Origin of the sequence: Metabacillus fastidiosus NBRC 101226, from assembly GCF_001591625.1 — a bacterium.
GTDB lineage: Bacteria > Bacillota > Bacilli > Bacillales > Bacillaceae > Metabacillus > Metabacillus fastidiosus.
Map to the genome: position 1 here is coordinate 22668 of NZ_BCVG01000006.1, position 14654 is coordinate 37321.

The following is a 14654-nucleotide window of genomic DNA, read 5'->3' on the forward strand; positions in this document are numbered from 1 at the left end:
AGATCAGTTTCCCCATGGTTAGCGGGGGACTGATCTTTTTTATGGTTATGATTTATTAAGGTACAATCTTTTTAATTAACGGTATTTTTTGTAAAATAAGAACGATAATCAGACTGACGACTAAAGTGAAAGCAGATAGTAATGGGATACCAGCCCATGCACGCACTGTATGGCCATGGATATCATAATTTTCTAATAAAAGCAGAAAAATATATGGGTGAACTAAGTAAATACCAAGGCTTGCCCGATTAATTAAAGCAAATACAGAAAATTTACATAGATCAAATGTAATATACTTGAAAATAAGGAAAACAGCCATTGATGTAATAACTGCTGGCATGTTTAAGTAATGGTAAAAGTAACCATCTAATATACCTTCATTCTCCAGTGTTAAGAAGTAAGTGCCTCTTATAATAACGAACATTGCTATCGCTGCTAATAAATAAATAATCCATCTTGCGAACTTAGGAAGCTCGTAGTTATGTAAATAGTAACCGAGAAGGAAATAGCCGATATATCCTGTTGCAGCTTCCACATTTATATCGATTTTAATTTCATAAAATTTAGCTATTAAACTAAAGCCGCTCGTAACGATTAAACAGAGAATTAAATAATATTCAATATTTCTTCTAGTCGCTGTAGCAAAATAAACTCTTAGTACCGGAAGGATTAAGTAAAGGGCAATAATGACGTAAAGAAACCAGAGATGGTAATAAATCTTCCCTTCTAAAAATGCTTTAAGAATTAGAAATGGATCATTTTCTATCATTTCATCATTTATTTGAACGACTAAATAAAATATACTCCATGCTATAAACGGAATAATAACCTTACTTACCCGCTTTTTTACAAAAATAGACGGTTTTTCTACCTTCGCAGGTTTAAGCAATAAAGCTCCGCTTATCATGAAAAAGATTGGAACACACCATCTCATGAATGAGTCGTATACATTGCCGGTCCACCAAGTTACATTTGTAACAGAACCGAATTTATAAAGGATCGGTGCAGCACTATGTAAAAGAATAACACCAAAAGTAGCGATAATCCGTAGATTATCAAAGTATATAATCCTCGACCTGTCCATCATCAACACATCCTTTTTACAAGTTACTCGTAATAAAAGCATCCATTGAAGAAATATAGCAGATTATGTTTGGTAAATCAAAAGGCAAAATGAGGATTTCGACTATTTATGTTGAAATATATCCATTTATTTTAGTAGTTTTGATATGATTAATAATGTAGAAATTTAAGAGAAAAGGAGAATGAAAGTTGAAAAAGAGCATTTTATCCGCTTTTTTCTTTTTATGTATATGTATGCTGCTAAGCTTTTCACCGGAACAAGCTTCAGCTGCTTCATATATCGATACAAAGCAAGTATATACATATGAAATAATGGAACAGGACATTGAGGAATTGGCAAAAGCCTATCCAGACCTAATCCAATATAAAGTGATTGGTAAAAGTGAGTATGGCAGAAATATTTATGCTGTATCTCTTGGAAAAGGTTCTTCTGTTTCCTTCATTAATGGCTCACATCATGCACGGGAATGGATGACGACGATTGTAAATATGTATATGATCGATCAATATGCGAACGCCTATAAAAACGGTACATCTATAAACGGGTATAATGTAAAATCTATCTTAAATGATTCGACGATCTGGTTCGTACCGATGGTAAATCCAGACGGTGTAACATTACAGCAGTTCGGATTAAAAAAGTTTCCGAAAGAAGACCATGATGATTTAATTAAAATGAATGCAGGCAGTACAAATTTTAGCAGATGGAAGGCAAATGCAAAAGGACTGGATTTAAACCGCCAATACGATGCAGATTGGAAAAATATTTGCTGTAATCCTGGAAAGCCTTATTTTAAAAATTATAAAGGTCCAAAACCTCATCATGCAAAAGAAGTAACAGCAGTTTTAGATTTTGTTAACGAAATTAAACCAGAAATCTCTGTAAGTTACCATAGCAGCGGGCAGATTTTATATTGGAATTTCCACCAGAAAGGTACTCAATATAATAGGGATCATGCACTGGCGAAACAGATTGGAAGAATGACTGGCTACTCTCTCGTATATCCTAAATCGAATCCTTCCGGAGGCGGATTTACAGACTGGTTTATTTCTCATTATAACAGGCCGGCTTTTACACCGGAAATTGCTCCTTATGTGCAAGAGACAAGTCCGCCGCTGTCTGTCTTTCCTAAAGTGTGGAATGAAAATAAAGCAGTCGGACTTTACGTGACAAAAGAAGGGCATAAGCTGTTCATGGGGAGATATCAAAATGTTCAAGCTACTGCTACAAAGAAAGTAAATAATGCTCTGTTAAAGAGTAAAGCGTTAAGATCATATCATACAACGAATATTAAAACAGTGTCAGATCTTAATATATCAGCAGATTTTACTAATCTTTTTAATGATACAGGGAAGCTTATTAAAGAAGCAGAACAGTCTTTAGTAAACTTAACAGAAACAGATAAAACAAGGCTATCTACTTATATAGAAGAGGCAAAAGCACGTAGAACAGATGCGGCCAGATTTATAGACGCAGTTAATACCGGCAATAAATTATTAGAACAAAAAACTGACTTTGATCGCCTTCTGCTCCAAGGGAAGCTCGATGACACAATTGTTATGAATTATAATGAACTGTCATCAAGTATTAATAGAGCTGAAAAAGTAGTTAGTAGAATATACGGAAGTGAATACCGTAAATTAGCAGGCGAGAAATATATTAGTCCTAGCAAAATTTCGAGAGAATCTATTATTTATGAGGTTTCCACATATAATTTACTAGGAGTTATTGACGATGAGCTTGAACAACAGCAGTATTCACAAGTGAAAGAACGATTTGCTATGTTAGAGCGTCTTGAAGAAAGGTCCGTTCAAATAAAAGCTGACGGGAATAAAAAGTATCCTGGCAAATATCCTGATTATCCTGAAATTGAAGCACAGCTTCAAATATGGAAGCAGAATTTAGCTGGAAAGTATAAAGAGATAACTGATGGTGAGCTTAGTAATAATGTAGAATAAAAGCATAGAAATTTGTAGAACGCAGGTAGTAATACCTGTGTTTTTTATGGTTGATTTTTAAGGTTTTGTCGAGAATTATCCTAATTTGTAATATAAATGTAATATAAGAGTGTAACTTTTAATGTTCTTGTTACAGTATCTATTAAAAAGATCAGTTATACTACAGAAGTGTAATAATCAATGAGGTGATCTTTTTTGAAAAAATACATATATACATTTTTGTTGCTTTGCCCAATTCTATTATTAACTTTAAGTGTTAATAAAGCGATGGCAGCAACGAAGGAAGAACAGTTTATCGAGAACAGTAAGAAGTATTTGGGAATACCGTACAAATTTGGCGGAACAACACCGAAAGCTTTTGATTGCTCAGGATATCTTGGCTACGTTTTTAAAGAATACGGTTATTCGCTTCCGAGAACGGTTGCTGGTATATACAGTTCAAAGAACTTTTCACCAGTTAAGGAACTTCAAGTAGGGGATATCGTCTTTTTCACAACATATAAAAAGGGCGCATCACATGCAGGAATCTACATTGGGCAAGATCAGTTTATACATGCAGCAAGCTCAAATGGTGTGTCAATTAACAAATTGCAAGACTCTTATTGGAAAAATAGATACATAGGTGCAAAGCGTCATAGTTTACTATCAAATGATTTAAATTCTCCATCACAAGATGAAGTGGAAGAACTATGGAAAACTGGACTTCAACATTATATGAGCGAGAATGTAACAATGAAAAATGAAGAGCTTTTAAAAGACTTCCAGGAAATAAGAACAAGCCTTTCAGCTAATGATCGTGTAAAGGCAGAAGTATATCTTACTAAAACAGCTAATTTAATTGACTCTGTTAACTTAGCGGCTAAATTAGAACAGTCTACAAATGAGCTTAAAAAGGTATTAATTGAAAATCAGCAGCTTGATGAAAGTTCTGTTGCTTTATATCACAGTTTTTCTGAGGATATTCGTAAAAGTGAAAAAGTATACAGCCGTCTAAGCGGTTCAGATTTAAGAAAGAGATTCAATCAAGAATCTATTACACCAGCAAAGATTTCAAAAGAAACAGTCATCTATGAAGTATCAATGTACGGATTGCTTAAAGTAATTGAGGATACAGTTGCACAAGGTAATGTAAGTGAAGCACAAAGTCTATTAGAAAAATATAATAGACTTGAAAATAGAGCATCTGAAATTAAAATATTAGGTAATTCCATTCATGAAAATGCCTATAATACTTTAGAAACTATAAATGCGCAATTGAAAGAAAGAAAAAGTTTAATAGAAAAGCAATTACCTGCAGTAGAGAAACCGGAAGCAAAAGAAGAAGCAGTTACTCCGGCGGCATAAACTAAGTAAAGGGCACTTACTTCATTGTAAGTGTCTTTTTTATATGCATATTATTGATATACCCAATAATTTTATTATCAATCTTCAAATTGGATAAAATATGTTAAATATGAGTCGAAACTTAAGTATGTGTACAAGAGTTTAATCCTCTATCTGTAATAAAAAAAGAGAGCAAGTTATTTGCCCTCTTCTACATATTATTGTTCTGTTTTTGGAGGATACACTTTCCAAGATGATAAGTCAGGATTAGCATTTAATATTAGATCACTTGGGAAAATGAATGTCCATGGTTTACTTGTATTTGCTCGGACTTCAAAATTATTAAGATTAAATACACCTTTTGCAATGACATTTTTCGATGCATCTTCTACTATGAGAGGAAGCTGCTCCAAATTGATGTTTTTAAGGCTGCCATTCCGGATAAGAAGTGTTACAACAAGGTTACGCTGTTCATTCATTTTTGCCTCTAATCCCATAATATTAATCTCATTTTCTTTCAATGGTGGCATATTATTAACAAGCTGCTGTAAATGCTCTTTCATCTCTTTTGAAAGCTTGTCTTCCCAGCTTGTATCTAATTCTAACTCATGGACTTCACTCGGCTTTTTCTTAATTTCAAATGCAATTTGCCAATTTTCTAATTTTGTTGGTTCTTCTTCAACGTTCCAATTTTCTCTCTCAAATACAAATGACCAAGGACGGCAGCCCATAGAAGGTAGCTCACCGAATTTTTCCATGTCGAATGTTTCTTTTGCAATCATTTGTTTATTTTCATCTAAAATGATTAAATCCAACATTTCAAATGTAATAGCATTTGGAAGAGTATTACGAATAAAAGCTGTTACATAAATAAGCTGGTCAAATTGTTCCAGTTTCAGTCCGGAAATAGAAATTTGATTTTCCCTTAATGGTTCAAGCTGCTGATGCTGGAACTGATAAACATACATTTCTTGTTTGCTTACATTCCAATCTGGATGAATCGATAGTACAGTCTCGATTTGGTTTGTTGTTGACATTTTATTCCTCCACCTTTTTTAAACTGTTTACATAGGAATGAACTTTCGCTGTCATATCATATTGGAATGACTCTAAATTTTTATCAAATAATTCAAATCCTTCTAATGTGTAAAGACGATAAGGATCTTCCTGTGCATATCCTCTTAGGTGAATACCTTCTTTTAAATTTTCCATATCGTTCATATGATTGATCCACATTTGATCAAGAGCTCTCATCATAATATTTCTAATTTGAAATTCTATACTCGAACGGTCATCAAGTTCATTTATGAAAGCGAAATAACTGTCGAGTGATGGATTAAGCAATTCAGCTAAACTTTCTTTATCCATCTCAATAAGCTCTTTTTCATCGAGGGAAATACCAAAAAGCTCTTGGAGCCTATAAGTAAAAGCATCTCGCTTCTCTTCTGCTAACTCATTATGTTCATCTAATGAGTGGAAGATAAGCTTGTCTACATAATCTCTGATTTCTTGTTCAGTATCATTTAGAATTTGTTCGGAATTTAAAAGTGAATTCCGTTTACTGTAAATGAGTTTACGCTGTTGGTCAACGACATCATCAAGCTTTAACAAGTGAATCCTTGAAGAAAAATGTCCGTTTTCAACAGTTTCTTGAACCATTGTAAGAAACTTAATTGGATTTGGACTAATGACTAATCCTTCTTCATTTACTTTTATTTTCTTTTTATACTTTTCAAGTTCTTCTTCATCAAATTGATTCATTAAATGGTCTTCCAGTGAAAGAATGAATTGTGATGAACCAGGATCACCTTGACGGCCAGCACGACCTCGTAGCTGCATATCAATTCTTAAGCTCTCATGACGTTCTGTACCAAGAATGAATAAACCGCCAAGCTCAGCAACACCTTCACCTAGAAGAATGTCTGTACCGCGGCCAGCCATATTTGTAGCGATTGTAATCATATTTTTTTGACCAGCAATAGAAATCATTTTTGCTTCTTCTTCCACACTCTTTGCATTTAGCAATTGATGCTTAATCCCATTTTTCTTTAAAATCTCTGACAATGTTTCAGACTGTTCAATCGATGTTGTACCGATTAAAATAGGTCTGCCTGTTTCATGGATCTCTTTAACTGTCTTAACGATTTTCTTATACTTATGCTCCAAATCCTTATACATAAGATCTTCATGATCAATACGCTGATTTGGACGATTCGTCGGTACATTAATAACATCCATTCCGTATGTTTCCATGAATTCTTTTTGTGCAGGCAGGGCACTTCCAGTCATCCCGCAAAGAGTAGAATACATACGGAAATAGTTTTGAATGGTAACAGAAGCCTCTGTTAAGTTTTCTTCGTTAATTTCTAATCCTTCTTTTGCTTCAATTGCCTGATGAAGCCCGTTGCTCAAGTTTCTGCCTTCCATTACTCTTCCAGTAAATGAATCTACTAATTCAATTTTACCGTCACCAATAATATAATCTTTATCTTTCTTGAAAATAAAATGAGCTTGTAAAGATTGATTAATAGAATGAAAAAGAATTTGATGCTCAGTATCATATAAATTCTCAATACCGAATGCTTTTTCAAATTTTAAAATACCTTTTTCAGTTAAATGAACTTGCTGGTAAACAAAATTGATTTCATAATCTTCTTCTTTTTTAAGTGATTTTACAAGCATGGACGTAATGGCAAAAAGATCAGATGATAACATTGACTTACTTGCGATAATAAGCGGTGTTCTCGCTTCGTCAATAAGTGTGTTATCAATCTCGTCAATGATAGCGAAATGCTGTCCTCTCTGTACTTTCTCTTCTTCACTGAATACCATATGATCTCTTAAATAATCAAAGCCAAATTCTGTTCCAGTACCGTATGTGATATGTGAATTATATGCTTCTTTTTTCTCTGCTGGTGACAGGTCGGCAATATTCAGTCCTACTTTTAATCCGAGAAATTTATGTATTTCTCCAATTAATTCATAATCCCGTTGTGCGAGGTATTCATTTGATGTAATAACATGAACGCCTTTACCTTCTAATGCGAATAAATAACTTGGTAAAGAAGCCATTAATGTTTTTCCTTCACCAGTTTGCATTTGACCGATATTTCCATCTGTTAATACAAGACCGCCGAGTATTTGCACATCATAGTGACGCTGATTAATAACGCGTGAAGCAGCTTCCTTTACAACTGCAAAAGCTTCCACGCGGATTTGTTTAAGTGTTTTTCCATCTTTTAAAGCATTTTGAAATTCAACCGTTTTTCCTCGTAACTGTTCATTAGTTAACGTTTTGAATTGATCTTCCAGTTGATTAATTTGTTTAACGAGCTTTTGAAGTTTATTAATTTCCGATTTGGACTTTAATTTTGTATATTGATTAAGCATAATAGACATTATTTATACCTCATTTTTTCATGTAATGTACTTACAAGATTATACCATATAAGATCTATCATATTCCTAATCTTTACTATATTTTTTTAAGGGAAAGATAGGAAAGATTATAGATAAGTAATATATTTGTTATTAAAGGCTTATCGATTATTTTTTTGATTCTCACCGTTAGAAACCCTCAATGCATGCGAAATAAAAAGAGGAATTACGGGGGAAAATAACGCAGAAGATGGAAAATAAAAAATTAAGATTGTTACATTCAAAAATATAACAATAGCTAGTGACAAAAAACGACTGATTTATGATAAAATATTTTAGATTGTAATAATCTTTAAAGGAATAAAGGAGACGATTCTTTTATGAAAGTACCTATGCTCGATTTATCGGAGCAATATTCTACTCTTAGAGGCGAAATGCTCGAAGTTTTAGACGAAGTAATGACATCTTCAAGATTTATTTTAGGTGATAATGTAAAAAAATTAGAGCAAGATGTAGCTGCATACAGCAATGTTCCGTTTGGAATCGGTGTTGCTAATGGTAGTGATGCTTTACATATTTCTCTTCAAGCATGCGGTGTAAAAGCTGGTGATGAAGTAATTACGACTGCATTTACGTTCTTTGCTACAGCAGGTGCGATTGCCCGTTGTAATGCAACACCGGTATTTGTTGATATTGATCCTGTTACATTCAATATCGACCCAAGTAAAATTGAAGAAAAGATAACAGAAAAAACAAAAGCAATTATTCCGGTTCATTTATACGGTCAAGTGTCTGATATGGATCCGATCGTGGAAATTGCGAAAAAACATAATATATACATCATCGAGGATGCAGCACAAGCAATCGGTGCTACATATAAAGGAAAGCGTGTTGGTGAGCTTGGCGATACGGCATGCTACAGCTTCTTCCCGACAAAAAACCTCGGTGCATATGGTGACGCTGGAATGGTTGTAACGAAGCATGAGGATCTTGCGGAGAAAATGAGAGTTATTCGTGTACATGGAAGCAAGCCTAAATATTATCACCATGTACTTGGTTATAACAGCCGTCTAGACGAATTACAGGCAGCTATTTTGAATGTTAAATTCCCTCATTTAGATGAGTGGAGCGAGAAGCGCAGAAAGATTGCTGCAAATTACTCAGAAAAATTGAAAAACGCTTTAGGTGATAAAATTGTAACACCTGTTGAGACAGAAGGAAATTATCATGTTTTCCACCAGTATACAATTAGAGTAGAAAACAGAGATGAACTTCAAAAGTTTTTAGGCGAGCAGGGTGTATCTACAATGATTTATTATCCTCAGCCGCTTCATCTTCAGCCTGTATTTCAAGAGCTAGGCTATAAAGAAGGGGACTTACCGATTACAGAGAAGGCAGCTCGTGAGGCTATCTCATTACCAATGTTCCCAGAATTAAAAGAAGAACAGCAAGACTATGTTGTTGAATGTATTACTAAATTTTACAAATAAAACATTGCTCTATTTCTTTAAAATGAAGTTAATAGGATTTAGAGTCATAGGGGCGTTGTTTATTTAAAAAGGCTCGTCATTTGGCGAGTTCTTTCCATTTTAAACTGTAAAAGAGAGGATATATTAATGTCGGTTCAAAAAGAAAAAGAATATGTTTTATATAAAAATTTAAAGTTTATTTGGGATAAAAAGGCGTTTCTAATTATTATTCCATTGTTAATCTGTCTGCTTACAGGAGCGGTTTCCTATTTTATAAGTGACCATCAGTATGTCGGGAAAGCAGTATTTTATACTGCCAAACTGAAAGAGGAAACGTTAACAGAGCCTGATTTAATGGATACAAAGTATAGGGCAGAAAATAAAAATGTAGAGGTTAATTTCTCTGTTCCTCAGAATAAACGTGTTCAAATTAAAGTGACTGGTGATAAGAAGGCTGATGTAGAAAAAGAATTACAGTCACTGTCAGAGAAATATAATGCCGATTTAATGGCAAACTATAAATTAAGATATGATCTTACAGAGACAGATATGAAAGCTTATAAAAAACAGCTCAAAAAAGTGGAAAAAAGTCTTCAGCCTTATTATAAGAAAGTCGAGGCTGCTCAAGGGGGATTGCCTGAGACAGATTTACTGCTTGGGATTGCAACAAAAGAAGAGCTTATCCATGAATATCTAACATCCGTTAATAGAATGAACACAGAGTTAAAGCTTTTTGATGAACCGAAATTAAATAGTACAAGTATCGAGAAATCTGATAATTACTTCATACAAAATGCATTTATTGCACTCGTAATAAGCTTTTTCTTCACTTTATTTGGGTTAATGCTGTGGAGATATACTAGAGAGGCTAGAGGTGAACTGAATAATGGTTAATTTCGCTATAGTAGGTATGGGTCATATTGCTAAAAAGCATATCGAAGCAATTCAGCATGCTGATGGAGCTAAGCTTGTTGCTGTATGTGATACGAATGCACAGCGATTAGAAGAATATGAAGGAATTTGCAGTCTTTACACAGATTTAGGAAAAATGCTTGATGAACAGACAGATATTGATGTTGTAAATATTTGTGTTCCATCAGGTTTACATATGAGGCTTGCTAAAATTGTCGCTGAAAAAGGAAAGCATATTATTTTAGAAAAGCCGATGGCATTAACAGTTAGCGACTCGGAAAAAATTAATAAAATCGCAGCAGAAAATGGTGTTAAACTTTCTGTTGTTCATCCAAACCGTTTCCGTCCTGCAATTCGTGTTTTAAGAGATTTAATGGACAGAAACCTTTTTGGAAAACTAAGCCATGCAAATGCAACAGTAAGATGGAATCGTAATCAGGCATATTATGACCAGGCTGACTGGAGAGGTACTAAGGAGTTTGACGGCGGTGTTTTAATGAATCAGGCGATTCATAATCTTGATTTACTCCTTTGGTTTATGGGACCGGTAAAATCTGTACAGGCGATGGCTTCTACACGTTTCCGCGATATTGAAACAGAAGATGTTGCAGTAGGTGTTGTGGAATTCGAAAGCGGAGCATTAGGTGTAATTGAAGCAGCAACAACTATTTATCCGGAAAACCTGGAAGAATCACTGGCTATTTTTGGTGAAACAGGTACGGTCAAAATAAGCGGACGCAATGCTAACTTTATTGAGACACTGAATGTCCTTGATATAAGTGAAGAAGAGAAAAATAAATTGATTGAAGAAGTAAAAGTAGATCCATTTGGTAAACCGGGTCACCAATGGATTATTGAAGATATGATTCAAGCGGTTCAGACAAATACAGAACCAATCGTGAGTGGTCAAGAAGGTTTAGCACCGGTGAAATTAATTGAAGCATTTTTAGAGTCAGCAGAAACTGGCAAAAAAGTATTCATAAAACAATTATCAGCAGTTTGATTTGCCAGTAAATGAAGGAGTGAAAACAATGAGTCATATGGACAATTTAATAAAAAAGATAGAAAATCGTGAAGCTGTTGTAGGTGTTGTAGGGCTTGGCTATGTAGGGCTTCCACTTGCAGTAGAAAAAGCAAAGGCCGGTTTTAAAGTAATTGGATTTGACGTTCAGCAAAGCCGTGTAGATCAAGTAAACCGTGCGGAAAATTATATTGGTGATGTTGTAAATGAAGACCTGAAAGAAATCGTAGCATCTGGTCTTTTAGAGGCAACGACAGATTACGGACGTATGATGGAAGTTGATGCAGTGGCTATCTGTGTACCGACACCGCTTGATCGTCATCAGCAGCCTGATACTTCTTATGTGGAAAGTTCAACGAGAGAAATTGCGAAATATGCGCGTGAAGGTATTCTTGTTGTTTTAGAATCAACGACATATCCTGGAACGACAGAGGAAATTGTTGTACCGGCATTAACAGAAGGCGGTTTAGTATGTGGGGAAACAGTGTTCGTTGCTTATTCTCCAGAGCGCGTTGATCCAGGTAATAAACAATTTAAAACGAAAAATACACCGAAAGTAGTCGGTGGTGTAACAGAAAATTGTACACGTGTTGCTTCAAGTCTTTACCGTTCTGTATTAGAAGGGGACGTATTTGAAGTATCAAGCCCTGCTGTTGCAGAAATGGAAAAGATTTTTGAAAACACATTCCGTCATATTAATATTGCACTTGCAAATGAAATGGCGATTCTTTGTGAAAAGATGGGCATTGATGTATGGGAAATGATTGATGCTGCAAAAACAAAACCGTACGGCTTTATGGCATTTTATCCAGGTCCTGGTCTAGGCGGTCACTGCATTCCAATCGATCCATTTTATTTAACATGGAAAGCGCGTGAATACAATTATCATACGAGATTAATTGAGCTTGCTGGTGAAATTAATAACTCAATGCCAGAGCTTGTCGTTGACCGTATGATGCGTATTTTAAACCAGGACGGCAAAGCACTTCGCGGTGCGAATGTTGTTGTACTTGGTGTAGCTTATAAAAAAGATATTGATGATGTTCGTGAATCACCAGTATTAGATATTTTAACAATTATGGACAATGAAGGTGCAGACTATAAAGTAGTCGACCCATTCGTACCAGTATTCCGTTTAGGCGACAAACAAGTAGAAACAGTAGGACTTTCTGAAGAGTTATTAAAAACAGCTGATTTAGTCATTATTACGACAGATCATTCAGACTTTGATTATGAACTTATTGCTAACAGCAGCCGTGTTGTTTTCGATACGAGAAATGCATTAAAACAAGTTGAGAAGAAACCGGAAAGATATATTAAGCTTTAATAAAGCGGGGGAGACTGAAGATGAATATTATTCACTCAACTGTAAATATAGATGAAACAGTCCAAATTGGTCATTTTAATGTTATTGAAGAAAATGTAGTAATCGGTAAAAATGTAGTAATCGGCAACCATGTAACGATTTATGCTGGAACAATTATCGGAGATGGAACTAAAATCGCTGATGGAGTTGTTTTAGGTAAACAGCCGTCACCAGGAAAAACATCAACTGTGAAGCTGAAAGGAACTGTTGCGCCGCTAGAAGTAGGGACAAATGTTACATTTGGAACGAATGCAGTTGTTTATGCAGGTGCTGTAATCGGCTCATCAACACTTGTTGCTGATTTAGCAAGTGTGCGTGAAAATGTAGAAATCGGTTCTGAATGTATCGTTGGCAGAGGTGTGACGATTGAAAATTACGTAAAAATTGGCCGCCGTGTGAAAATGCAGTCAAATGCATACATCACAGCGTATACGACATTAGAAGATTTCGTATTTATTGCTCCTTGCGTTGCAACGACAAATGATAACTTCATGGGACGTACAGAAGAGCGTTTTGACAAAATCAAAGGTGCAACTGTGAAAAAGGGCGCTAGAGTAGGCGGAGCATCAATCCTTTTACCAGGTGTTGTCATTGAAGAAGAGACATTCGTAGCAGCTGGTGCAATTGTTACGAAGGATACAGAACCAAAAACAGTCGTAAAGGGCTTCCCTGCGAAAAAGGTGCGCATGGTAGATGAACGGGAGCTGTTATAATTGTTTCAGAATTTGAAAAGATTAGGAGGGGATTCCCTCCTTTATGCATTAATGAATGTTGGAACGAAAATGATTGCGTTCATTATGCTTCCTATTTATACGAATTTTCTATCTCCAACTGAATATGCGCCGGTTGACATTATTGATCGTTGGACAGCGATGCTCGTTTTCTTAGTTATTTTAGGTACAGATTCTGCTCTTGCTTTTTATTATTTTGAAAAGAAGGATGAAAAAGATAAGCGTTCTTATATTCAAAGTGTTATGAATATAAGATTATTCATGGTTTTATGTCTATTCCTTATCATTCTAATCATTGGCCCGTTATTTGCTAATGAATTACTTCAGTCAGATCAGGGACTTTATTGGCTTTATTTAAGTATCGGAGTTCTTTTCCTCGATACGATCTCTGCTCTTATCTTAACGGTAATGCGTTATGAGTTCCATACAATAAAAGTAGTCGTTTTAACTGTTCTAAAAATGCTGTTAGTTGCAGTTTTATCTTATTTATTTTTGAAATTCTTTGTTCGCTCTGTCGAAGGAATTTTATATGGAAGAATTATTAGTGGGGCCTTAATCGTTTTATTATTAGCAAAACCATTAATAAAGTTTATATCCTTTAAAATAGATCGTGATGTATTAAGAGATTTATTAAAATATGGACTTCCATTAGTACCGGCATCACTTGCCTTTTGGATCATTTTAAATTCAAGCTCTTTTTTCCTAGCTTTTATGAAGTCTGCTGAAGAGGTAGGGATATACGGAGCAGCAACGAAATTTGCGGCATTGATTACACTTGTTACGAGTGGAATTCAAATGGCTTGGCGTCCTTATTCCATGTCATTGAAAGATAAGCCGAATAATAAAGAACTTTTCTCAAAAGTATATATCATTATTTTATTAATGGGAGCGACAGGGGTTTTAGTTGTAGCAACGATTATGCCATATGTCATTTTATTACTTGATGAAGCTTATTATTCAGCATATCAATACGTGGCATTACTATCCGCAGCAACATTTTTAAACTTCTATTATTTAATTATCTCAGTAGGAATTTTCTTCATGAAAAAGACGAAGATTATTTCTTATGCTTTTGCCGGAGCAGCAGTTATTAATGTTATTCTTAACATTATTTTAATACCGTCATATTCGATATGGGGTGTTGTTGCTTCCTACTTAATTTCGTATTTAGCTGCAATTATTTATATTTTCGTAAAGAGTCAGAAGCTTTATTATATTCCGGTCTCTTTATGGAAAATGTCAGCACTTTTCTTTGTGATGCTGGCTGGAACAATTGGCATCGTTTATGTACAGGAACATGCACTATCACCGCTTTATATCGTTCTTGCATGGGTAGTATATGTTGCAACAGTTGGGATTACTCGCGTTGATAAGGATTTGAGAGGAACAAGAAATCACGAAACAAATTAGGT

General features: G+C 34.9%; 11 protein-coding genes. 8 read left to right on the forward strand and 3 right to left on the reverse strand.

Annotated elements, in window-relative coordinates:
• Positions 1-55 precede the first annotated feature (55 nt).
• Entirely contained in the window at positions 56-1084 is a 1029-nt protein-coding gene (locus tag BFA01S_RS02900; protein WP_066225559.1) for an acyltransferase, read from the reverse strand.
• A gap of 188 nt (positions 1085-1272) precedes the next feature.
• Here BFA01S_RS02900 and BFA01S_RS02905 point away from each other — a divergent pair, with 188 nt between their 5' ends.
• Together BFA01S_RS02905 and BFA01S_RS02910 are read left to right on the forward strand one after the other, a co-directional pair.
• Entirely contained in the window at positions 1273-3042 is a 1770-nt protein-coding gene (locus BFA01S_RS02905; RefSeq protein WP_235842949.1) for a M14 family zinc carboxypeptidase, read from the forward strand.
• 195 nt (positions 3043-3237) lie between these two features.
• Positions 3238-4386 (forward strand): NlpC/P60 family protein, encoded by a 1149-nt coding sequence (locus BFA01S_RS02910; RefSeq protein ID WP_066225561.1) that lies wholly within the window; start codon positions 3238-3240, stop codon positions 4384-4386.
• 197 nt (positions 4387-4583) lie between these two features.
• Here BFA01S_RS02910 and BFA01S_RS02915 read toward each other — a convergent pair whose 3' ends face one another.
• Positions 4584-5402 (reverse strand): accessory Sec system S-layer assembly protein, encoded by an 819-nt coding sequence (locus BFA01S_RS02915; RefSeq protein ID WP_066225563.1) that lies wholly within the window; start codon positions 5400-5402, stop codon positions 4584-4586.
• A 1-nt stretch (position 5403) separates the two neighbouring features.
• Positions 5404-7764 (reverse strand): accessory Sec system translocase SecA2, encoded by a 2361-nt coding sequence (gene secA2 / locus BFA01S_RS02920; protein ID WP_066225565.1) that lies wholly within the window; start codon positions 7762-7764, stop codon positions 5404-5406.
• Positions 7765-8123: 359 nt separating this feature from the next.
• Between secA2 and BFA01S_RS02925 the strand changes: the two genes are divergently transcribed.
• The 6 genes from BFA01S_RS02925 to BFA01S_RS02950 all read left to right on the forward strand — a co-directional run bounded on the left by BFA01S_RS02925 (position 8124) and on the right by BFA01S_RS02950 (position 14652).
• A complete protein-coding gene (locus tag BFA01S_RS02925) occupies positions 8124-9233 on the forward strand; it encodes a DegT/DnrJ/EryC1/StrS family aminotransferase (RefSeq protein WP_066225567.1) in 1110 nt (369 codons plus the stop codon).
• A gap of 126 nt (positions 9234-9359) precedes the next feature.
• Positions 9360-10106, forward strand: a complete 747-nt coding sequence (locus BFA01S_RS02930) for a hypothetical protein (RefSeq protein WP_066225569.1) — start codon at positions 9360-9362, stop codon at positions 10104-10106.
• Positions 10099-11127, forward strand: coding sequence for a Gfo/Idh/MocA family protein (locus tag BFA01S_RS02935; protein ID WP_066225571.1), 1029 nt, complete (start codon positions 10099-10101; stop codon positions 11125-11127). Before BFA01S_RS02930 ends, BFA01S_RS02935 begins: the two co-directional genes overlap by 8 nt.
• Before the next feature lie 28 nt (positions 11128-11155).
• Positions 11156-12472, forward strand: coding sequence for a nucleotide sugar dehydrogenase (locus tag BFA01S_RS02940; protein WP_066225573.1), 1317 nt, complete (start codon positions 11156-11158; stop codon positions 12470-12472).
• Between the two features lie 20 nt (positions 12473-12492).
• A complete protein-coding gene (locus BFA01S_RS02945) occupies positions 12493-13224 on the forward strand; it encodes an acyltransferase (RefSeq protein ID WP_066225578.1) in 732 nt (243 codons plus the stop codon).
• Positions 13225-13236: 12 nt separating this feature from the next.
• Positions 13237-14652: a lipopolysaccharide biosynthesis protein gene (locus BFA01S_RS02950; RefSeq protein ID WP_268874802.1), complete on the forward strand. Its 1416-nt coding sequence runs from the start codon at positions 13237-13239 to the stop codon at positions 14650-14652.
• Positions 14653-14654: the final 2 nt, after the last annotated feature.